The 23,943-nt window shown below is 54.5% G+C and carries 21 protein-coding genes; 1 reads left to right on the top strand and 20 read right to left on the bottom strand.

What is annotated here, in order from left to right:
• Window positions 1-68 precede the first annotated feature (68 nt).
• The 6 genes from GHH_RS05955 to dpaA all read right to left on the bottom strand — a co-directional run bounded on the left by GHH_RS05955 (window position 69) and on the right by dpaA (window position 6,724).
• Window positions 69-1,739, bottom strand: coding sequence for a ribonuclease J (locus GHH_RS05955; protein ID WP_015374438.1), 1,671 nt, complete (start codon window positions 1,737-1,739; stop codon window positions 69-71).
• A 167-nt stretch (window positions 1,740-1,906) separates the two neighbouring features.
• Entirely contained in the window at window positions 1,907-2,782 is an 876-nt protein-coding gene (gene dapA / locus GHH_RS05950; RefSeq protein WP_015374437.1) for a 4-hydroxy-tetrahydrodipicolinate synthase, read from the bottom strand.
• Window positions 2,783-2,787: 5 nt separating this feature from the next.
• On the bottom strand, window positions 2,788-4,041 hold the full coding sequence (gene dapG / locus GHH_RS05945) for an aspartate kinase (RefSeq protein WP_011230776.1): 1,254 nt from the start codon (window positions 4,039-4,041) through the stop codon (window positions 2,788-2,790).
• A gap of 20 nt (window positions 4,042-4,061) precedes the next feature.
• Window positions 4,062-5,105, bottom strand: coding sequence for an aspartate-semialdehyde dehydrogenase (gene asd / locus GHH_RS05940; RefSeq protein WP_015374436.1), 1,044 nt, complete (start codon window positions 5,103-5,105; stop codon window positions 4,062-4,064).
• A gap of 111 nt (window positions 5,106-5,216) precedes the next feature.
• Window positions 5,217-5,822: a dipicolinate synthase subunit B gene (locus tag GHH_RS05935; RefSeq protein ID WP_013145721.1), complete on the bottom strand. Its 606-nt coding sequence runs from the start codon at window positions 5,820-5,822 to the stop codon at window positions 5,217-5,219.
• Entirely contained in the window at window positions 5,819-6,724 is a 906-nt protein-coding gene (gene dpaA / locus GHH_RS05930) for a dipicolinic acid synthetase subunit A (protein WP_013145722.1), read from the bottom strand. The genes GHH_RS05935 and dpaA overlap by 4 nt, the downstream gene beginning before the upstream one ends.
• A 192-nt stretch (window positions 6,725-6,916) precedes the next feature.
• Here dpaA and GHH_RS05925 point away from each other — a divergent pair, with 192 nt between their 5' ends.
• The gene (locus GHH_RS05925; protein WP_011230772.1) at window positions 6,917-7,159 is read left to right on the top strand and encodes a YlmC/YmxH family sporulation protein; all 243 of its coding nucleotides are present in this window, start codon (window positions 6,917-6,919) and stop codon (window positions 7,157-7,159) included.
• 62 nt (window positions 7,160-7,221) lie between these two features.
• On the opposite strand, the gene GHH_RS05920 is transcribed toward GHH_RS05925, so the two are convergent.
• From GHH_RS05920 to GHH_RS05855, 14 genes are all read right to left on the bottom strand, one after another.
• On the bottom strand, window positions 7,222-8,469 hold the full coding sequence (locus GHH_RS05920) for a pitrilysin family protein (RefSeq protein ID WP_013145723.1): 1,248 nt from the start codon (window positions 8,467-8,469) through the stop codon (window positions 7,222-7,224).
• Entirely contained in the window at window positions 8,456-9,439 is a 984-nt protein-coding gene (locus GHH_RS05915) for a polysaccharide deacetylase family protein (RefSeq protein ID WP_015374435.1), read from the bottom strand. The genes GHH_RS05920 and GHH_RS05915 overlap by 14 nt, the downstream gene beginning before the upstream one ends.
• 87 nt (window positions 9,440-9,526) lie before the next feature.
• Window positions 9,527-11,698 (bottom strand): polyribonucleotide nucleotidyltransferase, encoded by a 2,172-nt coding sequence (gene pnp / locus GHH_RS05910; RefSeq protein ID WP_015374434.1) that lies wholly within the window; start codon window positions 11,696-11,698, stop codon window positions 9,527-9,529.
• A 140-nt stretch (window positions 11,699-11,838) separates the two neighbouring features.
• Window positions 11,839-12,108: a 30S ribosomal protein S15 gene (gene rpsO, locus GHH_RS05905; RefSeq protein WP_011230768.1), complete on the bottom strand. Its 270-nt coding sequence runs from the start codon at window positions 12,106-12,108 to the stop codon at window positions 11,839-11,841.
• 87 nt (window positions 12,109-12,195) lie between these two features.
• On the bottom strand, window positions 12,196-13,176 hold the full coding sequence (gene ribF, locus GHH_RS05900) for a bifunctional riboflavin kinase/FAD synthetase (protein ID WP_033006431.1): 981 nt from the start codon (window positions 13,174-13,176) through the stop codon (window positions 12,196-12,198).
• 43 nt (window positions 13,177-13,219) lie between these two features.
• Complete coding sequence (gene truB, locus GHH_RS05895; protein ID WP_013523418.1) at window positions 13,220-14,128, bottom strand: tRNA pseudouridine(55) synthase TruB; 909 nt, start codon at window positions 14,126-14,128, stop codon at window positions 13,220-13,222.
• A gap of 54 nt (window positions 14,129-14,182) precedes the next feature.
• A complete protein-coding gene (gene rbfA, locus GHH_RS05890; protein WP_015374432.1) occupies window positions 14,183-14,566 on the bottom strand; it encodes a 30S ribosome-binding factor RbfA in 384 nt (127 codons plus the stop codon).
• Between the two features lie 15 nt (window positions 14,567-14,581).
• On the bottom strand, window positions 14,582-14,860 hold the full coding sequence (locus GHH_RS05885) for a DUF503 domain-containing protein (protein WP_015374431.1): 279 nt from the start codon (window positions 14,858-14,860) through the stop codon (window positions 14,582-14,584).
• Complete coding sequence (gene infB / locus GHH_RS05880) at window positions 14,857-17,076, bottom strand: translation initiation factor IF-2 (RefSeq protein WP_015374430.1); 2,220 nt, start codon at window positions 17,074-17,076, stop codon at window positions 14,857-14,859. The genes GHH_RS05885 and infB overlap by 4 nt, the downstream gene beginning before the upstream one ends.
• Before the next feature lie 19 nt (window positions 17,077-17,095).
• Window positions 17,096-17,398, bottom strand: coding sequence for a YlxQ family RNA-binding protein (locus tag GHH_RS05875; protein ID WP_015374429.1), 303 nt, complete (start codon window positions 17,396-17,398; stop codon window positions 17,096-17,098).
• A complete protein-coding gene (gene rnpM / locus GHH_RS05870; RefSeq protein ID WP_011230761.1) occupies window positions 17,388-17,678 on the bottom strand; it encodes an RNase P modulator RnpM in 291 nt (96 codons plus the stop codon). The genes GHH_RS05875 and rnpM overlap by 11 nt, the downstream gene beginning before the upstream one ends.
• 13 nt (window positions 17,679-17,691) lie before the next feature.
• Window positions 17,692-18,843, bottom strand: coding sequence for a transcription termination factor NusA (gene nusA, locus GHH_RS05865; protein WP_015374428.1), 1,152 nt, complete (start codon window positions 18,841-18,843; stop codon window positions 17,692-17,694).
• A 24-nt stretch (window positions 18,844-18,867) separates the two neighbouring features.
• Complete coding sequence (rimP, locus tag GHH_RS05860) at window positions 18,868-19,341, bottom strand: ribosome maturation factor RimP (protein WP_015374427.1); 474 nt, start codon at window positions 19,339-19,341, stop codon at window positions 18,868-18,870.
• A 244-nt stretch (window positions 19,342-19,585) separates the two neighbouring features.
• Window positions 19,586-23,890: a PolC-type DNA polymerase III gene (locus tag GHH_RS05855; RefSeq protein WP_041470657.1), complete on the bottom strand. Its 4,305-nt coding sequence runs from the start codon at window positions 23,888-23,890 to the stop codon at window positions 19,586-19,588.
• Window positions 23,891-23,943 lie beyond the last annotated feature (53 nt).

Below are 23,943 nucleotides of genomic sequence, written 5' to 3'. Positions count from 1 at the left end.
AAAAAGAAAAATGCCGGCAACGACTGACCGTTTCCGGCATTTTCCAGTTGACTTTGAGCATGATTGCATTATACTTCCATAATAATAGGCAAAATCATGGGTCTGCGCTTCGTTTTTTCAAATAAAAACTGGCTTAACGCTTCACGGATGTTCGCTTTCAACGACGACCATTCGAGCATGTATGATTCCAGGCAATGTTTGATGATCTCCGCCACCATTTGTTCGGCCTCTTCGAGCAGCGTCTCCGACTCACGCATGTAGACGAATCCGCGCGAGATGATTTCCGGCCCCGCGGCGATCGTTTTCGCTTCTTTATTCAGCGTGACGACGGCGATCAAAATGCCGTCCTGGGACAATAAGCGGCGGTCACGCAACACAATGTTGCCGACATCGCCAATGCCGAGGCCATCAATTAAAATGTTGCCGTACGGCACTTTGCCGCCGGGGCGGGCGGCACCGCCGCGGAACTCGATCACTTCGCCTTTGTCGATTAAAAACGTCCGCTCCTCCGAGATGCCGACCGCCTTCGCCAACCGGGCGTGCGCTTTTTGCATCCGATATTCCCCATGCACCGGAATAAAGTATTTTGGCTTCATTAAATTGAGCATCAACTTTAATTCTTCTTGGCAACCGTGCCCAGATACGTGCACTTGCCGGTCGCGGTAAATCACGTTGGCGCCGGCCCGATACAAGGCGTCGATCGTTTTCGCGAACCCAAGCTCATAGCCCGGCATGACGGATGCGGCGACGATGACGGTATCCCCTTCTTTGATGTTCACTTGTTTGTTCGCTTGACGCGCCATGCGCCAAAGCGCGCTCATCGGCTCGCCATGCCCGCCGGTTGTCAAAATGACGAGCTCGCGGTCATGGTAGCGATCGATATCGTGCGCAGAAATCGTCACCTTGTCTGGAACGTGCAAATAGCCAAGGCGCACGGCGATGTCCATTACTTTATGCAGCGTTTTGCCGATGACTGCCACTTTACGCCCGGATTGGCGGGCGGCGTACAGCACTTGCTGGATGCGGGTGATGTTGGAAGCGTAGCAGGCAACAAACACGCGTCCTTTCGCATGGCCGATCACGTCAGCGATCTCATAGGCGACTACCGTATCGGAGCCGCTGTAGCCGGGGCGTTCGGCGTTTGTGCTGTCCGACAAAAGACACAGCACCCCTTCTTCGCCGATTTGCGCCATTTTCCCTAAGTCGGTGCGGTTGTTGCCGTACGGGGTTTGGTCAAATTTAAAATCGCTCGTGTACACGATCGCACCTTGCGATGTATGCAGACTGATGCCGATCGAATCGGGGATGCTGTGGATCGTGCGGAAAAACGTCACTTTCGCCTTGTCAAACACGAGCTCCGCATCCGGATGAACTTCATTGAGCTTTGCGCCCGACACCCCTTGTTCTTTTAACAGCGCCTCCGCCAACCCGAGCGTCAGCTTCGTTCCGTATACCGGCACAGACAGCTGCTTGAGCACGTAGGCGATCGCCCCCATATGCTCCTCGTGCCCGTGGGTGAGAAAAATGGCCTGAATGCGATGCTGCCGTTCAATCAAATAGGTGATGTCCGGGATCACTTTGTCGATGCCGAGCATTTCGTCTTCCGGAAACATCACCCCGGCGTCGATGACAAAAATGTCCTCGTCCAATTCGACAACATACATGTTTTTGCCGATTTCTCCGACTCCCCCAAGGGCAAAAATGCGTATTTTCTCTACCGGCTTTATTTTCGATTTCAAGGCTGCGTCCTCCCAATTGTGATGCTAACCCGCTCAAAGTCACTTGCTTTTATTATAACGAATCGATGCTGAAAAACACAAGATGGTTCATTCACCAGCCAATGGATTTCACAGCCAAGGCAAAAAAAGGCCCCAACGCGCAAGCAAAGCGTTGGGGAATCGTTTCGTTACGACAGCGCATCGAGCAGGCGGCTTAGCTCCTTCCGCTCTTGTTCGGCAAGCGGCACAAGCGGAAGGCGCACCGAACCAACGTCCAGCCCGCGCAGCTGCAGCGCCGTTTTCACCGGCACCGGGCTTGGGGCGGCAAACAAGCCTTTCATGAGCGGCAGCCATTTTCGATGCAGCGCCGCCGCCTTCTGATGATCGCCCGCTAAAAAGGAACGAATCATTTCCTGCATTTCATTGCCAATGATGTGCGAAGCGACCGAGACGACGCCATTGCCGCCGATCGCTAGCACTGGAAGCGTCAAGCTGTCGTCGCCGCTGTAGAGCAAAAAGTCGTCCGGCGTACGCTCAATGATTTCCGCCATGGCGTCCAAATTGCCGCCCGCTTCCTTGACAGCGACAATGTTCGGAACTTCGGACAGCCGGATGACCGTCTCCGGAGCAAGACTCACCGACGTGCGCCCTGGAACGTTATACAGCATCACCGGCAGCGATGTGCTTTCGGCAATCGCTTTGAAATGTTGATACAGCCCTTCTTGGTTCGGCTTGTTGTAATACGGCGCCACAAGCATGACAGCATCGACGCCCGCCTCTTCCGCCTTTTTCGTCAGCTCGATCGACGCGCGCGTATCGTTCGTGCCCGTTCCAGCAATGACCGGCGCCCGGCCGTTGACGACGGAGACGACATGGCGAAAAAGCGCGATTTTTTCCTCGGTCGTCAACGTCGGCGACTCGCCGGTCGTGCCGGCGACAACGAGCGCATCTGTGCCATTGTCAAGCAAATAGTTGACAAGCTCCGTTGTTTTTGCCAAGTCGAGATTCCCTTTTCGGTCAAATGGCGTAACCATCGCCGTTATGATGTTCCCGAACTGAACCACGGTTTTCACTCCTCGCTCCAAATCGCTTCATCTTCGCCCGCATCCGCCTCGGATAAACAGAAGGCGTCATGCAGAGCGTTGACCGCCTTTTCCATATCGTCTTGCTTCACTAGCACCCAAATCGTCGTATGGCTGTCGGCGGACTGCAAAATTTGAATGCCTTGCTCCGACAAGGCAGTGACGATTTTCGCCGTCACCCCCGGTACGCCGGCAATGCCGGCGCCGACGACCGACACTTTGGCGCATCGGGGCGTCACGGCCGGTTCGTAGCCGATGCGGCGCAGGGCGGCCACCGCTTTTTCCGTCATGTCGCCGCTCACGGTGTACACAACACCGTACGGGGAAATGTTGATAAAGTCCACGCTGATCCCTTCATGGGCCATCGCTTGAAACACGTCAGACTGCAGCTCATAGTGGCCTTCTTTCGCCAGCACTTTGATTTGTGTGACGTCGGCGACGTACGTAATGCCGGTGACAAGCCGCTCTTTCACATCGCTTCCTTTTCGGCCGCGCACCGATGAAGTGACGAGCGTCCCGGGGGCATCGGAGTACGTCGAGCGAATGCGCAGCGGCACTTTCGCCTGCATGGCGATCTCCACCGCGCGCGGATGGATCACTTTCGCCCCTTGGTACGCCATGTTGCAAATTTCCGTATACGTCACGACGTCAAGCGGCCGGGCGCTCTCAACGATGCGCGGGTCGGCGGTCATGACGCCGTCGACATCGGTGAAAATATCAACCCACTCCGCGTTTAACGCCGCGCCGAGCGCTGCCGCCGACGTGTCGCTCCCGCCGCGGCCGAGCGTTGTTATGTCGCCGTTTTCCGCCATGCCTTGAAAGCCGGCGACAACGACGACGTCGTATTGCCGAAGCGCCTCAAGGAGGCGGTCGCAGCGCATTTCGAGAATTTTCGCGTTCGTATGATCGCTGTTCGTGCAAAATCCTGCCTGGGCGCCGGTGAACGCCGTCGCTTTGATGCCGTGTTCGTTCAACAAGTTGCTGAACACAACGCTTGAGATGATTTCTCCGCACGCCATAAGCATATCTTGCTCTCGTTTTGTGACATGGTGATGAACGCCGCCGATCAAACTAAGCAGCGTATCGGTCGCATATGGATCGCCGCAACGTCCCATAGCCGATACGACGGCCACGACTTTATAGCCATCTTCCAACGCCCGTTCAATATGGCGGCGCGCCAAGTTCCGCCCGCGCTCGTCGCGGACGGACGTGCCGCCGAACTTTTGAACAATGAGTTTCATGCTAACACCTCGATGCTTTTTCAAATGAGCCCGAGCTTCAACAAACTTTCTGCGATTTGCACCGAGTTCGAGGCTGCACCTTTTAGCAAGTTGTCAGCGACAATCCATAGATGGAAGCCGCGGCGGTTGTCCAAATCGCGGCGGATGCGGCCGACAAACACGTCGTACTTGCCGACGCAATGGGCCGGCATCGGATACAACTGTTCGCTCGGATCATCTTGAAGCACGACGCCCGGCGCTTCGCGGAGCACCGCCTGCAAGTCAGAGGCGGTGACGCCGTCTTGTTCAATTTCGATGTACACCGATTCCGAATGGCCGCTCGCCACCGGAATGCGCACGCACGTCGCCGCCACTTTCAGCTCAGGCATATGCATGATTTTTTTTGTTTCATTGATCATTTTCATCTCTTCAAACGTGAATCCATTGTCTTGAAACTTATCGATTTGCGGAATGGCGTTGAACGCAATTGGGTAATGCTTCCGGTCCGATTTCACTGGCAAAATGTTCGCCTCAACCGGCTTGCCTTCGAGCACGGCTTTCGTCTGCTCGTTGAGCTCTTCAATGGCCTGCGCTCCCGCCCCGGAGACGGCCTGGTACGTCGAGACGATGACGCGCTCTAAGCCAAACGCTTTTCGAATCGGCTCCAACGCCACGACCATTTGAATCGTCGAGCAGTTCGGATTGGCGATAATGCCGTTATGCCACGTCAAATCGCTTTCGTTCACTTCCGGAACGACAAGCGGCACGTTTTCCTCCATCCGAAACGCGCTCGTATTGTCGATCACGATCGCCCCGCGCCGCACCGCTTCCGGCGCCAGCGCTTTCGATACGGCGCCGCCGGCGCTGAACAAGGCGATGTCGACCCCGTTAAAGCGCTCGGGCGATGCCGCCTGCACTTCGATCTCCTCGCTGCGAAAGCGCATTTTTTTGCCGGCTGACCGCTCCGATGACAACAAAGTCAATTTTCCAACCGGGAAGTTCCGGTCTTCAAGCGTCCGCACCATTTGCTGCCCAACTGCCCCCGTTGCTCCGACGACAGCGACATGATATTGTTTTTGAGCCATCAACCATTCTCCTTCCACATCGTCACTCTAAGAAGTGAATTCATAGTCTTTATTTTATCACATTCCGCTGTGGACGAGAGAACATTTTTATGCGGAACATTGATTTTTGATTCAGTTGTAGCGGAACCGCTCGATAATGACCGGCTGCAGCTGCTTCCCTTCAAGCGCGGCGAGAATCGTATCGCGCAAAAGCGGCATGTAGGCGACCATGGAGTTCGGCTTCGCCTGCGGGGCGTCTTGGCCGAACGGGATGAAATAAATGTTTTTTGCTGCCATAAGCCGCATTAGATTGACGCCGTTTAAGCCGAGCGCATCGTTCGTGGAGATGCCAAGCACGACCGGGCGGTGGTTGCGCATCGTCGCTTTCGCTGCCATCAGCACGGGGGAATCCGTCATGGCATTGGCCAGCTTGCTCATCGAGTTGCCGGTGAGCGGGGCGATCACCATGCAGTCGAGCGGGATTTTCGGTCCGAGAGGTTCTGCTTTGACGATCGTATCGATCACCTCGTTTCCGGTCAGTTGCTCCAGTTTTTTCACCCATTCTTCCCCTTCCCCGAAGCGGGTGTTCGTCGTTTTCACCGTATAGGTGACGATCGGCAGCACCTCCGCTCCTTCGTTGACAAGCTTCTCGATCTCCGGGAACACCGCATCATATGTGCAATGCGACCCGGTGAGGCCAAAGCCGATCCGTTTTCCTTTCAAGCTGTTTCCGCTCATGCATGATTCTCCTCCCGTTTTTGTAAATCTGCATATAACAGCTGCGCCAAGACGTTGGCGATGATTTGCCCAGCTGTCTTCGGCGCGACGATCCCCGGCAGCCCGGGCGCCAAAATGGCTTTCACTCCGCGTTTTTCGGCATAGCGGAAGTCAGTGCCGCCCGGTTTTGACGCCAAATCGATAATCAGCGTATGGGGCGGCATTTTGGCGATGACGCTCGCCGTCACGATGAGATGAGGCACGGTGTTGATGCAGACGTCAATGTCACGCACTTCTTTTTCCAAATCGTTTAAGTGAAACGGCACGAGCCCCATTTCTGTAATGCGGGCGAGATGCTCCGACCGGCGCGCCCCGACTTTCACTTTCGCCCCCAACGCGGCGAACGTCCGGGCGACGGTCATGCCAACGCGTCCAAGCCCCAAGACGGCAACGCATGAGCCGTGGATCGTAAAATCCGTATGCTGAATGACCATCATCACCGTGCCTTCCGCGGTCGGAATGGAGTTGTAAATGGCGACATCGTCGCGCTCAAACAACTGCACGTGCTTGCGCCCTGTTTTTTTCACCAATTCGTCCAAATACGCGTTGCTGATGCCGGAATAAATCGTGCATTGCCGCGCCGTTTTTTGCACCATCTCTTCTGTAAACGGAATCGGTTCGTGGGCAAACACGCTGTTGACGTTTCCGTCCAGCGTCGTGCCGTGAACCGGCAAAATGATCGCATCCAAATCGGCAAAATCGACTTCGCCAATCGGCAGCTTCATCGCCCCGGTGAAATGATGGGCGAGCTGGTCGAAGCCGACAAGCGACAACTTCGCGTCGAGTTCAACGAGTTTGCGGATGACTTCAAGCTGCCTAGCATCGCCGCCGATGATGGCGATATGCATTCCTGTCAGCATCATGTTGTACGCTCACCTTCTTTTCTGGCAAACTGCTCCGTTTCCTTTCCCATCTTATGTTGGAGGGAAAATATAGGTGAATATCCTTGCAGGAAAAAATGGGCGATATGCGCCCAAAGCTGACAAGAGGCAGTCATTTTTTCTGTTTTTGTTCCTTACATATAAAGTAAAGAAGCGAAAAAGGAGGAAACCAGCATGAGGCTGAGCGAATTAAGCGGAAAAGAAATTGTCGATGTAAGCCGAGCCGAGCGGCTCGGGGTGCTCGGGCAGACCGATTTGGAAATCAACGAGCAAACGGGGCAGATCGAGGCGCTGCTCATCCCAACGGGAAAATGGTTCGGGTTTCGCAAAGACGGACAGGAAATTCGCGTGCCGTGGAAATATATTCGCAAAATCGGCGCCGATATGGTGATGATCGACGTCCCCGAGGAAGGGTGAAAGAGGCGGAAACGAAAAAGCTAACAACCTAGCGAAAGGTCGTTAGCTTTTTTGAGCTCGGTCTATGAACGGAGCGGGCGCGGCAGCACGCCGTCCGGGCTGATTAAGGCGAGCGCGTAATCGTCCGTGAAAACCGTGCGCGCCAGTTCGTTTACTTTTTCCACCGTGACACTTTCAATCTCTTCAATGATCTCATCAAGCGAGCGGTGGCGGCCGAGAAGGAGTTCATTTTTGCCGTTGCGGCTCATCCGGCTGTTCGTGCTCTCGAGCCCAAGCATCAGGCTTCCTTTCATCTGCTCTTTGCTGTTATGCAACTCTTTTTCGGTCACTCCGTCCTCCTTCAGCTGGCGAATGGTCTGCTGGATCGTTTCGAACAGCACATCAAGCTGGCTGCTTCCTGTGCCGGCGTAAATGGCGAGCAGGCCGCTGTCTTGGTAGGCGGAATGGTACGAGAACACCGAATACGCCAATCCGCGCTGTTCGCGCACTTCCTGAAACAGCCGGCTGCTCATGCTGCCGCCTAAAATATTGTTCAAGATGAGGAGCGGGTACGCGTCCGGATGGCCGATCGGCAACCCGTTGAATCCGATGCATACGTGCGCCTGCTCAGTGTCCTTTTTGCGCGCGATCTTTTGCGGCACAAACGCCGGCGTCCCTGAAGAAGGCGGCTTGCTCTCTGCGGCGAACGAGCCGAAATAGCGCTCAACCTCATCAATAAACCGTTCGTCGACGTTGCCGGCGACCGAAATGACGACGCGATCCGGTGTATAGTAGTCCGCCATATATTGGCGCAGCGTGTCGCCAGTAAACGTGCGCAGCGTCTCTTCCGTGCCCAAAATCGGATAGCCGAGCGGATGACCCGCATAGCACGCTTTGCCGAGCAAATCGTGGACGATGTCATCCGGTGTATCTTCATACATTTTGATTTCCTCGAGCACGACGTTGCGCTCCTTTTGCAGCTCATCCTCCACAAATGTCGAGTGGAAAAACATATCGGCGAGCATTTCAAGCGCCAGCGGCGCGTGTTCATCCAACACTTTGGCGTAGTAACACGTATACTCCTTCGATGTAAAGGCGTTTACTTGCCCGCCGATGCTGTCGAATGCTTCCGCAATGTCCCGGGCCGTGCGCGTCGTTGTCCCCTTGAAAAACATATGCTCTAAAAAATGGGAAATGCCATTGGTTTGCTCCGTTTCATTGCGCGAGCCGGTCCCGATCCATATGCCGATGGCCACCGACCTTACAGTCGGAATTTGCTCGAGCACGATTCGCACACCGTTTTTGCACGTATATTTGTTAATCAACTCCATGTTCCTCCTGTTTGTTTGCCAGTCTTTTCTCATCGAATAAGGCCGTCAAGCTGCCTAGGGCGTAGCCTTTTTGCTTAATCGAGGTGATCAGCTCGTCAAGTGCAGCCGCCGTCGGCATCGTTGGGTGCATCAAAATGATGGCGCCAGGATGAACTTTCGATGTCACCCGTTTCACTATAACAGATGGCGACGGTTTTTGCCAATCAATTGTATCGACGCTCCATAGAATCGTTTTCATGCCGAGTTCCGCGGCGACCTCGACGACCTCGTCGCGGTAGCTGCCGCTTGGCGGGGCAAACCATTTGCATTTCACCGATGTCGCCGCCTTAATCACTTCGTTTGTTTTCTCGAGCTCGCGGCGGATGTCATCGACAGCGAGCGTTTTCATATCGGGATGGCTGTAGGAATGGTTGCCGATTTCATGGCCGGCGTCTGCTATCATTTTTGCCATCTCCGGGTGTTTTTTTACCCATCGTCCTTCCAAGAAGAACGTCGCCTTGACATTGTATTTTTTCATCGTCTCAAGCATGTCGGGGAGGTATTCTTCCCCCCAAGCGACATTGACCGCAAACGCCACCATCGGCTTGTCAGGATGGCCGCGGTAAATCGGCGCCGGCGGCAAATCGTCCAAATGGACGCGCGGGGGCACTTGACGGAACACGAGTTTTCGCTCATCAAACATCCCCGTTTTCTTCATGTTTTGATAGGAGGCGTCAATGTCGACGGCGAGCCCGTTGTAGCCGGGCGTCGCCTTCCATACTTTATCGATGACCGCATCTTGGGCGGGAATTTCATATTGCTTCGCTTGTTTGACGATCGTGTCGTACAGCTTGTCGCGCTCTTTCATCGCGGTTGTTTCCATCGGACGCCAGCTCGCGATGTAATCGCCAACCGGAGGCCAATGAACCGCCGCCCAGGCGGCAAGAAACATGACCGCTAGCGCCATATAGCGGGCAATTCCGTTGTTCACCCTTGTCCCCCTCCTTTTTTACTACTACAACATATGTCTTAGGGGGACAGGATAGAACATAACAAAAGAGCCTTAAGAAACAAATTCCTAAGGCTTCATGCGATGGCGCTCCGGCCGTCTTCCTCGTTTTTCCCTAGATTCCCGCGGCAGTTCCCCTCCAATGTTGCGGGCATCGCGCAACACCGCTTTGCGCGACAGGTTGACGCGCCCTTGCTTATCGATTTCCGTTACTTTCACTAAAATTTCATCGCCAATCGAAACGACGTCTTCGACTTTGCCGACCCGCCCTTCAGCGAGCTCGGAAATATGGACAAGCCCGTCTTTGCCGTTGAACAACTCAACGAAGGCGCCGAATTTTTCAATCCGTTTCACTTTGCCTAAGTACACTTGGCCGACTTCGACTTCACGGACGATGTCTTCGATGATTTGCTTCGCTTTTTGGTTGGCTGCTTCATCCACAGACGAGATGAAAATCGTGCCGTCTTGTTCGATGTCGATTTTGACGCCGGTTTCGTCGATGATTTTGTTGATCTGCTTGCCGCTTGGTCCGATCACCTCCCGGATTTTGTCCGGGTTGATGTGCATGATCAAAATTTTCGGTGCATATTTGGACAGCTCTTTGCGCGGTTCGCTGAGCGTTTGCATCATATGATCCAAAATCTCGAGCCGCCCTTTGCGCGCTTGCATGAGCGCCTCTTCCAAAATCTCGCGCGTCAATCCTTTTATTTTAATGTCCATTTGCAATGCCGTCACGCCTTTTCTCGTGCCGGCGACTTTAAAGTCCATATCGCCAAGATGGTCTTCGATGCCTTGAATGTCCGTCAAAATCGTGTAATGGTCGTCGTTTTTCACAAGCCCCATGGCAATGCCGGCGACCGGTGCTTTAATCGGCACCCCAGCATCCATCATCGCCAGCGTGCTGGCGCAAATGCTGGCCTGCGATGTCGAGCCGTTCGACTCAAGCACTTCTGAAACGAGGCGGATCGTATACGGGAATTCGCGCTCCGACGGCACGACCGGCTCGAGCGCCCGTTCGCCAAGCGCCCCGTGTCCGATTTCACGACGCCCCGGCCCGCGCATCGGCCCGGTTTCCCCGACGGAAAACGGCGGGAAGTTGTAATGGTGCATAAACCGCTTCGATTCTTCAAGGTCAAGCCCGTCCAAAATTTGCACGTCGCCAAGCGCCCCAAGCGTACAAATGCTCAACACTTGCGTCTGCCCGCGCGTAAACAAACCGGAGCCGTGCGTGCGCGGCAGGACGCCGACCGCCGATGAAAGCGGACGGATTTCATCGACTTTGCGCCCGTCCGGACGGATTTTCTCGACCGTGATCAAACGGCGCACTTCCTCTTTTACGAGTTTATGCAAAATTTCCTGTACTTGCTTGAGCTTCTCCTCATCCGCTTCTTCCGCCTCATATTTGGCGATGACGCCAGCTTTCACATCTTCAATGGCAGCATCGCGCGCCAGTTTCTCCGGCACTTGCACCGCTCGCTTAATGTCCGCTTCAGCAAGCTGGCGGATTTCCGCCTCCAGCGCTGGATCCGGCTCGTAAAGGACGACTTCCATTTTTTCTTTGCCGACTTGGGCGGCGATTTCCTCTTGGAAGGCGATGAGCCGCTTCACTTCCTCATGGCCGAACATGATCGCTTCCAAAATCACTTCTTCCGGCACCTCATCTGCCCCGGCTTCCACCATGTTGATCGCATCTTTTGTGCCGGCGACGACAAGATGCAGATCGCTTTTTTCCATTTGCTCGACCGTCGGATTGATGACAAACTGGCCGTCGACGCGGCCGACGATGACACCGGCGATCGGCCCTTCAAACGGAATGTCGGAAATCGTCAGCGCCACCGACGAACCGATTAAGGCCGCTACTTCCGGCGCGCAGTCTTGATCAACGCTCATGACCATCGAGACGACTTGCACTTCGTTGCGGAATCCTTCGGCAAACAGCGGGCGAATCGGTCGGTCGATGAGACGGCTCACCAAAATGGCTTTCTCGCTCGGGCGACCTTCGCGCTTAATAAACCCGCCAGGAATTTTTCCAACCGCATACAACCGTTCCTCGTAGTTGACGGTGAGCGGGAAAAAGTCAACGTTTTTCGCCTCTCGCGACGCGGTGGCTGTGCTCAACACGACCGTATCGCCGTAGCGGACGAGCGCCGCGCCATTCGCCTGTTTCGCCAGCTCGCCGGTCTCAATGATGAGCGGCCGCCCGGCCACATCGATGGAAAACACGCGTTTCTCTTGTTCCATACAGACGAGTACTCCTCTCTATGTACAGATGAAATTATAGATCCGCTGATGATTAGTATAGACGAATTGGCACCATTGTTATCATCGCCGTGTCAATCACGCCTATAAACTAGCAAAAAAGCGGGAATGCTCCCGCTTTTTTATCGACGTAATCCAAGTTTCTCAATCAATTCACGGTAGCGCGCCACATCTTTCTTGCGCAAGTAGGCCAATAAGTTGCGGCGCTTCCCGACCATTTTCAGCAAGCCGCGCCGTGAATGATGGTCTTTTTTATGAATGCGCAAATGCTCGTTCAAGTTGTTGATTTGCTCCGTCAGGATCGCAACTTGCACTTCCGGAGAACCGGTGTCGTTCTCATGGATTTTAAACTGCTCGATGATTTCGCGTTTGCGCTCCTGCGTCAATGCCATCCTTGTTCACCTCCCTAGTCCTAGATCCCCGATTGCCGAGCGGGCGTCGGTGACTCGCCTAGCCAAGCAATGGTTCGCATACATTGATTAGAATACCTCTTTTTCCGGCAAAATGCAAGTCTTTTCGCTGAAACAGCGGAAATACTGCTCCGCCTCTTTCTTGTCGCGGGCGATTTGCGCCGTCAGTTCATCGACACTGGTAAACTTCTGCTCGCTCCGCAGACGGCGGTGCCACTCAATGGTCATCGTTTGTCCATAAAGATCGCCGGAAAACTCGAATAAGTGCACCTCAATATTCGGCAATCCTTCGCGCGTTTTATGGAACGTCGGTTTGTAGCCGACGTTCGCCACCCCTTCATATACTTGCCCGCCGATCACCGCCTTGACTGCATAGACGCCGACTGCCGGCAAGGCATAATCGCTGTTTAAAGCGATGTTCGCCGTTGGAAAGCCGATCATCCGCCCGCGCCGTTCCCCGGCAACGACCGTTCCTTCAAGCTCATAAAAGCGGCCGAGCAGGCGGGGAAGCTGTTCGACCGCCCCGTCTTCGAGCAGTTTCCGCACCCGGGACGAGCTCACTTTTTCCCCGTCGACCGCGAGCTTCGGAATGACCGTCTGTCCAAAGCGGCCGCGCGCATGAATCGGCATCGTCTCCATCGTTCCTTTTCCGAACCGCCCATAAGTGAAATCGAAGCCGGCGACGACATGTTTCACGTGCAACCCGTCCAAATATTGGTCAACGAACGCTTCTGGCGACAGCGCAGCAAACGTCGGCGTAAATTCAACGATGTACAGCCGGTTGACGCCAAGTGATGCAATCAGCTGCTCCTTTTTGCCAAGCGGCGTGATCGAGCGCAGCTCGGACTGTTTGCCAAGCACAACGAACGGATGAGGATGAAACGTCATCACCGCGCTTTCGTACCCACGCTCGTTGGCGATCTCGACCGCGGTACGGATCACTTTTTGATGGCCGAGGTGGATGCCGTCGAAATAGCCCAGCGCCATCACCGTCGGAGGGAGCGCCTGGCGTTCGAGACGGTGGGGATGCGAAAGAAACAGCGTTTCCATGTCCATGACCTACCTTCTTTATTTCCGCGCTGCACCCGCGGCGTTAACGAAACACTTTGAGCGGTTTCATCAAGCCGGGGCGCGCCGGATGCTTCACGTACAGGGCCAGCGCTTCCCGCTCGGGCGAAACAAGCACGACCGGCCCGTCAAGCTTCTCTAAAAAAGCGGGAAGCCGGAGCAGCGCCCCGTTTTTTACCTTCTCTGCTACTTTATCATTGATTTCATATTTCGGCAAATGAAAAAGCGCCCGCTCGATCGGGATGAGCAAGGCATCAGCCGTCCCGTCGGCCGCCCGGCGCTCAACGTCTTCAAACGTTACGCAATCTTCAAGCCGAAACGGCCCGGACGCCGTACGGATGAGGTCGGACATATGCGCCGGATAGCCGAGCCGCTCGCCGATCATCACCGCCAGCGTACGCACGTACGTGCCTTTGCTGCACGTGACGCGAAAGCGAAATGACACCGTTTCCCCAAAGAATTGTTCACGTTCATCAAGCAGTTCGAGCTCATAAATGGTCACGCGCCGCGTCGGACGTTCGACTTCGATGCCGGCGCGCGCGTATTCATACAGTTTTTTGCCGCCCACTTTCACCGCGGAGTACATCGGCGGCGTTTGCTCAATTTCTCCGGTCAAGCTGTCAAACACCGCTTCGATTTCCGCGCGCGCAATCGGCCGGTCAACCGGACGGGCGGCGATGATGTCGCCGTCCGCATCTTCGGTTGTCGTCGCGGCGCCAAGCGTCACTTTTCCTTCATACGTTTTCGTCGTCCCGGTCAAAAACTCGGCGATGCGCGTCGCCTTGCCAAGGCAAATGGGCAGCACACCGGACACGTTTGGGTCAAGCGTGCCGGTGTGTCCCGCTTTTTTTACGCCAAGCAGACGGCGCACTTTGGCCACGCAGTCGTGAGACGTCATCCCTTTCGGTTTATTCAGCAGCAATACCCCGTCCATCGACGCACCCTTTCCGTTTCCATGATCATGAATGGAAATGGATAGACGGTTCGTCTATCCATTGTTCGGCTCCCCATCCGCCTCTTTCGCCGGGTGGTCATCGCTTGAAATTTGCCGGATCAGCTGTTCGATGCGGCTGCCGTATTCCATCGTTTCATCGATTTCAAAGAAAATTTCCGGCGTCTTGCGAAGGCGGATGCGCTGCCCGATTTCCGAACGGATAAACCCTTTCGCTTTCTCGAGCGCCTTCAACGTCTCTTCCCGCTGCTTGTCATCGCCAAGGATGCTGATGTACACTTTCGCCTGCTGCAAATCACCGGTGACCCGCACATCGGTCACCGTGACAAAGCCGATGCGCGGGTCTTTCAGCCTGCGGCTGATGATGTCGCTCAACTCTTTTTTCATTTGCTCGCCAACGCGAGTTGCCCGTATATTCATCACCCATCACCTCGGTTACAACCACTCGAATGATGTGGCCGCCCGCTCCAGCTCAGGGAACGAGTCGATCAAAGCAAGCGCCCGCTCGAGCTCCCGTTCGGTCGCCCGGCGGCTGGACGTAATGGCAACAAGGCCGATTTTGGCCCGCTGCCATGCGTCTTGATGATCAATTTCGGCCACAGAGACGTTATATTTTTGCCGGATTCTTGTCATGACCCGCTGCAGGACGGCCCGTTTATCCTTGAGAGAGCGGGCGTTGTAGATGATGCATTCGCACGCGGCGAAGCCGATCATGCCCGGGCCACTTCCTGCATGATGTATGCTTCGATGACATCTCCTTCTTTGATATCATTGAAGTTTTTGATCGTCAACCCGCATTCATACCCTTGCGCCACTTCGCGCACATCGTCTTTATACCGCTTGAGCGAATCGATTTCCCCTTCGTAGACGACGATGCCTTGGCGAATGAGGCGCACCTTGCTGTCGCGGGTAATTTTGCCGTCCGTGACATAGCAACCGGCGATCGTGCCGACTTTCGATACTTTGAACGTTTGCCGCACTTCCGCCTGACCGATCACTTTCTCTTCGTACTCCGGATCGAGCATCCCTTTCATCGCCGCTTCAATTTCCTCGATGACATTGTAAATGATGCGATGGAGGCGGATGTCGACTTTTTCCGATTCAGCGGCGCGCTTTGCGTTTGCATCCGGACGGACGTTAAATCCAATGACGATGGCGTTCGATGCCGTCGCCAGCGAAATATCCGATTCGGTGATGGCGCCGACAGCCGCGTGGATGATTTTCACCCGCACGCCTTCCACATCGATTTTTTGCAAGGCGGCGACAAGCGCCTCAACCGATCCTTGAACATCGGCTTTGACGATCAAATTCAGCTCTTTCATTTCGCCTTGCTTAATTTGTTCAAACAAATCATCCAAGCTGACGCGCGTTTTGGCGCTTCGCTGCTCCTGCAGCTGCCGCTGCGCCCGCGCCTCCGCGATTTGCCGCGCCTTTTTCTCATCCTCAAACACCATGAAGCGGTCGCCGGCTTGCGGCACTTCATGCAGCCCCGTAATTTCGACTGGCATGGACGGAGTCGCCTCTTTGACGCGCCGGCCGCTGTCGTTCACCATCGCGCGCACGCGCCCGTATGTTGTGCCGACGACAATCGGATCGCCGACACGCAACGTTCCCGCTTGAATCAAAAGCGTTGCCACCGGGCCACGCCCTTTATCAAGCTTCGCTTCGATCACCGTACCGACCGCACGCCGGTTCGGGTTGGCTTTTAATTCTTCCATCTCACTGACAAGCAAAATCATTTCCAAAAGATGATCAAGGCCCTCTTTCGTTTTCGCCGACAACTTGCAGAAAATCGTATCGCCGCCCCATTCCTCCGGAACGAGGTTGTATTCCATCAATTCTTGCATGACGCGGTCCGGGTTCGCTTCCGGCTTATCGATTTTGTTGATGGCGACAATAATCGGCACGTTTGCCGCCTTGGCGTGGTTGATCGCTTCCACCGTCTGCGGCATCACCCCGTCATCCGCGGCAACGACAAGAATGACGATATCGGTCACTTGCGCGCCGCGCGCCCGCATCGTTGTAAACGCTTCATGCCCCGGCGTATCGAGGAACGTAATTTTTTTGTCATTGACCGTCACTTGATACGCACCGATGTGTTGCGTAATACCGCCGGCTTCTTGCTCCGTCACTTTGGAGTGGCGGATCGCATCAAGCAACGTCGTTTTCCCGTGGTCGACGTGCCCCATGATCGTCACGACCGGCGGCCGTTCAACCAAATCTTCCGGCGCATCGACAATTTCGATCGCTTCAAAGTTCGTCTCATCGATCGTCACTTTTTCTTCGACTTCAACGCCGTAATCCGAGCAGATGAGCTCGATGGCGTCTTTGTCTAAATCTTGGTTGATTGTCGCCATCACGCCGAGCATAAACAGCTTCTTAATAATTTCCGACGGTTCGCGGCCAAGCTTTTTCGCCAGTTCGGCCACGGTAAGCGAGCCTTCAAACGTAATTTTTTTCGGCAGCTCTTTTTCTTTTTTCGCCGGCTGCGGCGCTTGTTTGGCGGCTGGTGCTGCCTGCTTTTTCCCTTTCGCCGGCCCTTTTCCTTTCTTTTTCGCCGCTTGGAGCAGTTTCTTTTCTTGCTGTTGCGCCTCGGTTTTTTTCGTTTCCTTCCCTTTTGGCGCTCCCTTTTTCTTCGCCGGTTTCATTTTCGCCTCTTCTTTGCTGTCGTCAAACATTTCCTCATCAGCAAAATCGGCCGCTTTCGCCGGCGTCGGCCGTTTCGGCTTCTCCGTTTTCTTTTCCGCTTTTTTCTCTTCTTTTTTCCCGGTGTTCGGGCGATATTGATGGTCGAGTTTTTCGACGACATCAGCCTCCAGCATCGCCATATGGTTGTTCACTTCAATGTTCATTTCTTTCAATTTATGAATGACGTCCTTGCTTGGAACGTTCTGTTTTTTCGCGTATTCATACACACGCATTTTCGACATACATTCACCCCCATTAAGATCAGTCGAGCATCGTTTGCAATTGGCGCGCAAACCCTTCGTCGATGACAGCGACAACGACGCGGGCGTCCTTGCCGATCGCGCCGCCAAGCACATACCGGTCCGGCACTTTGCAAAGCGGGACGCCATAAAACGTGCATTTGTCCGTCACTTTTTTTTCGGTGTTGACCGATGCGTCTTGCGAAAGCAAGACGAGCCGCGCCCGACCCCGCTGCACTTCTTTGACGACAAGCTCCTCGCCGGAGACGACTTTGCCCGCCCGCTGCGCCAATCCAAGCAGCGATGCCCAACGGTTATGCTTCATGTCCGGCCTGTTTCTCCTTTTCCGCCAAGGCGAGCAATTCGTCATAAATCGCATCATCGATGTCTGCTTTTAAATGGCGGGCCAAAATGTTTTTCTTTTTCGCCTGCAAAATGCATTCCGGATCAAGGGTAATATACGCGCCGCGCCCCGCCTTTTTGCCGGTTGGGTCGATCGACACTTCCCCCTCTTTCGAGCGGACGATGCGCACCATCTCCCGTTTCGGCTTCATCTCTCCAGTGACGACGCATTTGCGCAACGGAATTTTCTTTTGCGCTGCCATTTTTCATTCCCCCTCACTCGATTTCCGCCGATTGATCAAACGATGGGCCGTTTTCTTCGCTATTTTCATTATCGGCCGCCGCATCGCTGAAATCAAGCGAAGTGGATGGCGCATGCGGATCAATGCCCATCTCCCGCGCTTCCGATTCGCTTTTAATATCAATTTTCCAGCCGGTCAATTTCGCCGCCAGCCGCGCGTTTTGCCCGCGTTTGCCGATGGCGAGCGACAGCTGATAGTCCGGAACGATGACCGTCGTCGCCTTTTGCTCCTCGTTGACAATGACGCGCAACACTTTCGCCGGGCTTAACGCGTTGGCGACAAACTCCACCGGATCGGCCGACCAGCGGACGATATCGATTTTTTCTCCGTTCAGCTCATCAACAATGGCCTGCACGCGTTGCCCTCTCGGTCCGACGCATGCGCCGACCGGATCGACTTCCGGGTTGTCGGAGTGGACGGAAATTTTCGAACGGTCGCCGGCTTCGCGGGCGATCGATTTAATCTCGACCGTTCCGTCGTAAATTTCCGGCACTTCGAGCTCAAACAGCCGTTTCAACAGTCCCGGGTGGGTGCGGGAGACGAAAATTTGCGGCCCTTTTGTCGTTTTTTCCACTTTCGTAATGTATACTTTCAACCGGTCGTGCGGCTTATATGTTTCATTCGGCATTTGTTCGTTTGCCGGCAGGAGCGCCTCCGCCTTGCCGAGGCTGACGTAGACAAAGCGCGGGTCGACGCGCTGAACGATGCCGGTCATAATGTCCTCTTCACGGTCGACAAATTCGGCGTAGATGATGCTCCGCTCTGCCTCGCGCACGCGCTGGGTGACGACTTGCTTCGCCGTCTGTGCGGCGATGCGCCCGAAATCGCGCGGCGTCACTTCGAGCTCGACGACGTCGCCGATTTGATAATTCGGATTGATCCGCTGCGCCTCCTCAAGCGAAATTTCAAGGCGCGGATCGGCCACCTCTTCGACGACATCTTTGCGCGCGAACACGCGGATCGTGCCGGTGTCCATATTGAGATCGACGCGCACGTTTTGCGCCTGCCCGAAATTGCGTTTATACGCCGAAACGATCGCCGCTTCGATCGCTTCCATCACGACTTCTTTGCTGATGCCTTTTTCCCGCATCAGATCGGCTAACGCCTCAAGCAATTGCGTGTTCATGCAACAAAAATCCCCCTTTTGCGATTAGAAAAAAATGACGGCTAATCGGGCGCTTGCCACTTTTTCATACGGAATGGCGACCGTTTTTTGCCGTCCGCGGTCTTTGACCAACAGCGTCACGGTCGTTCCGTCAAAAGCGGTTAGTTCGCCTTCAAACTGCTTTTCTCCTTCAATGGGCTCATACGTTTTGATATATACATGTTTCCCAATGGCCTTGGCAAAATCTTTTGCCTTTTTCAGCGGCCGCTCCGCTCCGGGCGATGATACTTCCAAAAAATAGTTATGCGGAATCGGATCGACTTCATCGAGCTTTTCGCTCAATTTTTCGCTGACAGCACCGCATTGTTCAATATCGACGCCATCGTCAGAGTCAATGAAGACGCGCAAAAACCAATTTTTCCCTTCCTTCACATATTCAATATCGACGAGTTCAAGCCCCATTTCGTCTAAGATCGGTGTGACGAGTTGTTCGACCGTTTCTGTCACCTTTTTGCTCATTGTGTTCCTCCTTACCGAGCAAACGTGCATGCGTGGCATAATGAGAAAATCCCCTGCACAAGGCGGGGAATGAACGAGAGATGGGTGCCCATTCAAGACGAAAGAGTGGGTTTCCCCACTCTCTGCTTGCCATTATCTTTGCCAATTCCACTAAAACTATAACACATTGGGAAATATATTGCAACGGGAAACTGCCGCTCGGGCGAAAGAGCGCTGTCCGCTTCCTTCAGCGGCGGCGTTTCCACTAAAACAGCGACAGCTGGTTATGGTCTGGAAGCGAGTCAAGGCAGCCGCGGCTTTCTAGATACTCGAGCAGCGTTTTCGACAATTTGCCGCGCTGTTGCAAATCCTCCTTCGACAAAAACTCGCCTTCCTCGCGGGCGCGCACGATCGCCTGCGCCACGTTCGTCCCAAGCCCCGGAATGGCGTTGAACGGCGGAATGAGAGAATTGCCGTCAATGACGAATTCCGTCGCCTGCGAGCGGTACAAATCGATATTTTTAAAGGAAAAGCCGCGCTCGCACATCTCTAAGGCCACCTCAAGAACCGTGAGCAAGCTTTTTTCTTTCGCCGTCGCCTGAATGCCTTTGGCGTTGATTTCCTCAATCCGCTTGCGAATGGCGGCTGATCCTTTGATCATGGCGTCAAGGTCAAAGTCCTCCGCCCGCACCGTAAAGTACGACGCGTAATACAAAAGCGGATGGTGCACCTTAAAGTAGGCGATGCGCACCGCCATTAACACGTAGGCGGCGGCGTGCGCTTTCGGGAACATGTACTTGATTTTTTTGCATGAATCGATGTACCACTCCGGCACATCATGTTTGCGCATTTCTGCTTCAAACTCCGGCGTTAAGCCTTTTCCTTTGCGCACGGATTCCATGATTTTAAAAGCGAGCGACGGCTCGAGCCCGCGGTAAATCAAATAGACCATAATGTCGTCGCGGCAGCCGATGACTTCCGATAACGTACACGTGCCGTTTTGAATGAGCTCTTGCGCGTTGCCGAGCCACACATCGGTGCCGTGCGACAAGCCGGAAATTTGCACGAGTTCGGAAAACGTTTTTGGCCTTGTCTCTTCCAACATTTGCCGAACGAAGCGCGTGCCAAACTCCGGAATGCCGATCGTGCCGACATTGCACATGATTTGCTCCGGCGTAACGCCAAGCGGCTCGGTGCTGCTGAAAATGCCCATCACATCCGGGTCGTCGGTCGGGATCGTTTTCGGATCGATGCCGCTTAAATCTTGCAGCATGCGAATGACCGTCGGATCGTCGTGCCCGAGAATATCGAGCTTCAACAAATTGTCGTGGATCGAATGGAAGTCGAAATGAGTCGTCCGCCATTCAGAGGACGTGTCATCGGCCGGATATTGAATCGGCGTAAAATCGTAAATTTCCATATAATCCGGGACGACGATGATGCCGCCCGGATGCTGCCCGGTCGTCCGCTTCACCCCGGTGCAGCCAGCCGCGAGCCGGTCGATTTCCGCGCCGCGCAGCTCTAAGTTATGGTCGCTCGCATACGCTTTGACAAATCCGTACGCCGTTTTGTCAGCGACCGTGCCAATCGTCCCGGCGCGGTAGACGTTGTCTTCGCCAAACAGCACTTTCGTATAGTTGTGGGCGCGCGGCTGGTATTCGCCGGAAAAGTTCAAGTCGATATCCGGCACTTTGTCGCCTTTAAAGCCGAGAAACGTCTCAAACGGGATGTCGTGCCCGTCTTTCTTGTATTTCGTCCCACATCGCGGGCAGTTTTTATCCGGCAAATCAAACCCTGAGCCGACTGAACCGTCGTTAAAGAACTCCGAATGCTTGCAGTTCGGGCAAACGTAATGCGGCGGCAGCGGATTGACCTCGGTGATTTCCGTCATCGTCGCGACAAACGACGAGCCGACCGATCCGCGCGACCCGACAAGGTAGCCGTCATCGAGCGATTTTTTCACAAGCTTGTGCGAGATCAAATAAATGACCGCAAAGCCATGGCCGATGATGCTTTTTAGCTCCTTCTCAAGCCGCTCTTCAACAAGTTTCGGCAACGGGTCGCCGTAAATTTCCTTCGCCCGCCGGTAGCTCATTTCCCTGATTTCCTCGTCCGCCCCTTCAATGCGCGGCGTATACAGCTCATCTTTGATCGGCTTGACATCGCCGATTAACGAAGCGATTTTTTGCGTGTTGTCAACGACGATTTCCTTCGCTTTTTCCGGCCCTAAAAACGAGAAGCAGTCAAGCATTTCATTCGTCGTACGGAAATATACATCCGGCAGTTCATGGCGGTTGAGCGGATTCGCCCCGCCTTGCGAATGGATTAAGATTTTCCGGTAAATTTTATCTTCTGGGTTCAAGTAATGGACGTTGCCAGTGGCGACAACCGGGATGTCAAGCTTCTCACCAAGGGCGACGATGCTGCGGATGATGTTTTTGATCATCTCTTCGTCTTTCACATAATCCATCTCGATGAGCGGCTTGTACACGTCCGGCGGATGCACTTCAAGAAAATCGTAAAAACGGGCGATGTCTTCGACTTCTTCCGGCGCCTTTTGGATCAAGTTGTCAAACAGCTCTCCTTTGTCGCAGCCCGAGCCGACAAGCAGGCCGTCGCGGTGCTTGACGAGCACGGAGCGCGGGATGCGCGGCACACGGTGAAAATATTGAATGTGCGACAATGACACAAGCTTGAACAAATTTTTCAATCCAGTCTCGTTTTGCGCCAACAGCGTCACATGGAACGGGCGCGCAAGCCGATAGGACGCTTCGCTGTGCGTGCGGCTGTTTAATTCGTCATGAAACAGTATGCCGCGCTCTTCCGCTTCCTTCAACAGCCGCATAAGCAAATGCCCGGTCGCCTCCGCGTCGTAGATGGCGCGGTGATGCTGCGTCAATTCAATGTCAAATTTTTTGCACAATGTATTGAGCCGATGGTTTTTCAAATCCGGGTATAAAAAACGGGCCAGCTCGAGCGTATCGATGACTGGATTCGCGATTTTGCCGCGCCCCATGCGAGCGAGGCCCGCGTTTAAAAAACCGATGTCAAAGCTGGCGTTGTGGGCAACAAGCGTCGCATCGCCGGCCCAGTCAACAAAACGGGCTAGCACCTCGTCCGGCTTCGGGGCGTCTTTCACCATCTCATCGGTGATCCCAGTCAGCTCCATCGTTGTCACTGACAACGGATGTCCAGGGTTGGCAAACGACATGAACCGGTCGATGATCTCGCCGTCTTTCACTTTCACCGCCGCCAGCTCAATGATCGTATTGTACACAGCCGACAGGCCCGTCGTCTCGACGTCAAAGACGACGTACGTTTCCTCCGAAAGACGGCGGTGCGTTTCATTGTAGGCGATCGGCACGCCATCGTCGACGATGTTCGCCTCAAGGCCGTAAATGACCTTCATGCCGTGTTTTTTCGCCGCGCTGTAGGCCTCCGGAAACGACTGAACAACGGCATGGTCGGTGACGGCGATCGCCGGATGCCCCCATTTTTTCGCTTGCTCAATGAGTTTTGTCACCGAGGTGACCGCGTCCATTTGGCTCATCGGGGTATGCAAATGGAGCTCGACCCTCTTTTCCCCTTCCGGCGCCGTATCTTGCCGTTCGTTTGCGGCGATTTCGTTCAAATCGTTGGCGATGATGACCAAATCACGGACGAACGTATCGTTTTGCACGCTGCCGCGCACTTTCACCCACATGCCTTTTTTGACGCCGCTCATGAGCTCGGCGTCCTCTTTGTCGCGCGAAAACATTTTGACTAAAATCGAGTTCGTGTAATCGGTGATTTTCATGGTCAACAGCGTGCGGCCGCTTTTTAATTCGCTCACTTCGACGTCAAATACATAGCCTTGCACCACGACGCGCCGCTCTTCTTCGACGATCGTTTCAAGCCGCCGCACCGGCTCCTCGTCGCGGATCGGATAGCCGATGACAAGCGGACCGGACGGCGGCGCAGACGCGGCCTTTTCTTCTTCCCTCGCTAAATCGGTCAGTACAGCAAGCGCTCGCTCTTCGTCCTCTTGCTGTTTTTGCGCCAAAAACTGTTCCATTTCTTGCTTGGACGGCTCGACGCTGACGTCAAGCTGAAGGGGGGGAAACCCAAACGAAGCGTACACATCAGCGATTTTTTTGGCGAACCGCCGTTTGATCGCCAGCGCTTCCGCTTCATGGCGGGCAACGACAAGCAGCTTGTTTCCTTTCAGCTCAGGCGTCTGCCGGCTGAGCCAATCGACAAGCGGCGACATGCCTTCTTGCAGCTCGGCAAGGCAAAGCGGCCAATACGCCTGCACATCCGCCTCAGTTACGCGCGGCGCTTCGACCTCCATCGTATGGCGGACGGCGGCGATATGGCGGAACGCCGTCTGCAGCCGATCGGCAAACGTTTTGTATACATGAACCGGCAGCACGTTGTCGAACTGAAAATAAAAATGCCAGCTTTTCTCCTCTTTATCGATCACGACTTTGCGAATGGCTGCCTCACGAAAATGCGGCATCCATTCGTCCGACGTCATCTTCAGCTGCTCAAGCAGGATGAGAAACCGCTCTTTTTGCTCTTTTGTCACCATGACGTCCGTTTGTTCCCCTCTCAACATCATTCTCTTTCTATATCATACCATAA

The organism is Geobacillus sp. GHH01 (assembly GCF_000336445.1).
Classification (GTDB): Bacteria; Bacillota; Bacilli; order Bacillales; family Anoxybacillaceae; genus Geobacillus; species Geobacillus zalihae.
This window is presented reverse-complemented; position numbering and strand designations above follow the sequence as displayed.

Excerpts from the sequence above, each read along its gene's own strand:
- GHH_RS05935 (WP_013145721.1), bottom strand. The coding sequence starts at position 5,822 with ATGAGCGGAAACAGCTTGAAAGGAAAACGGATCGGCTTTGGCCTCACC.
- dpaA (WP_013145722.1), bottom strand. The coding sequence starts at position 6,724 with ATGATGCTGACAGGAATGCATATCGCCATCATCGGCGGCGATGCTAGG.
- GHH_RS05885 (WP_015374431.1), bottom strand. The coding sequence starts at position 14,860 with ATGATCGGCTTCGCCGCGTGCGAATGCATCATCTACAACGCCCGCTCT.
- GHH_RS05855 (WP_041470657.1), bottom strand. The coding sequence starts at position 23,890 with ATGGTGACAAAAGAGCAAAAAGAGCGGTTTCTCATCCTGCTTGAGCAG.
- rbfA (WP_015374432.1), bottom strand. The coding sequence starts at position 14,566 with ATGAATATACGGGCAACTCGCGTTGGCGAGCAAATGAAAAAAGAGTTG.
- rnpM (WP_011230761.1), bottom strand. The coding sequence starts at position 17,678 with ATGGCAGCGCAAAAGAAAATTCCGTTGCGCAAATGCGTCGTCACTGGA.
- rimP (WP_015374427.1), bottom strand. The coding sequence starts at position 19,341 with ATGAGCAAAAAGGTGACAGAAACGGTCGAACAACTCGTCACACCGATC.
- nusA (WP_015374428.1), bottom strand. The coding sequence starts at position 18,843 with ATGAACACGCAATTGCTTGAGGCGTTAGCCGATCTGATGCGGGAAAAA.
- GHH_RS05875 (WP_015374429.1), bottom strand. The coding sequence starts at position 17,398 with ATGAAGCATAACCGTTGGGCATCGCTGCTTGGATTGGCGCAGCGGGCG.
- GHH_RS05920 (WP_013145723.1), bottom strand. The coding sequence starts at position 8,469 with ATGGAGTTGATTAACAAATATACGTGCAAAAACGGTGTGCGAATCGTG.
- dapG (WP_011230776.1), bottom strand. The coding sequence starts at position 4,041 with ATGAAACTCATTGTTCAAAAGTTCGGCGGCACGTCCGTCCGCGACGAG.
- asd (WP_015374436.1), bottom strand. The coding sequence starts at position 5,105 with ATGGCTCAAAAACAATATCATGTCGCTGTCGTCGGAGCAACGGGGGCA.
- truB (WP_013523418.1), bottom strand. The coding sequence starts at position 14,128 with ATGGACGGGGTATTGCTGCTGAATAAACCGAAAGGGATGACGTCTCAC.
- pnp (WP_015374434.1), bottom strand. The coding sequence starts at position 11,698 with ATGGAACAAGAGAAACGCGTGTTTTCCATCGATGTGGCCGGGCGGCCG.
- rpsO (WP_011230768.1), bottom strand. The coding sequence starts at position 12,108 with ATGGCATTGACGCAGGAGCGCAAACGCGAAATCATCGAGCAGTTTAAA.
- infB (WP_015374430.1), bottom strand. The coding sequence starts at position 17,076 with ATGTCGAAAATGCGTGTGTATGAATACGCGAAAAAACAGAACGTTCCA.
- ribF (WP_033006431.1), bottom strand. The coding sequence starts at position 13,176 with ATGGAAACGCTGTTTCTTTCGCATCCCCACCGTCTCGAACGCCAGGCG.
- GHH_RS05925 (WP_011230772.1), top strand. The coding sequence starts at position 6,917 with ATGAGGCTGAGCGAATTAAGCGGAAAAGAAATTGTCGATGTAAGCCGA.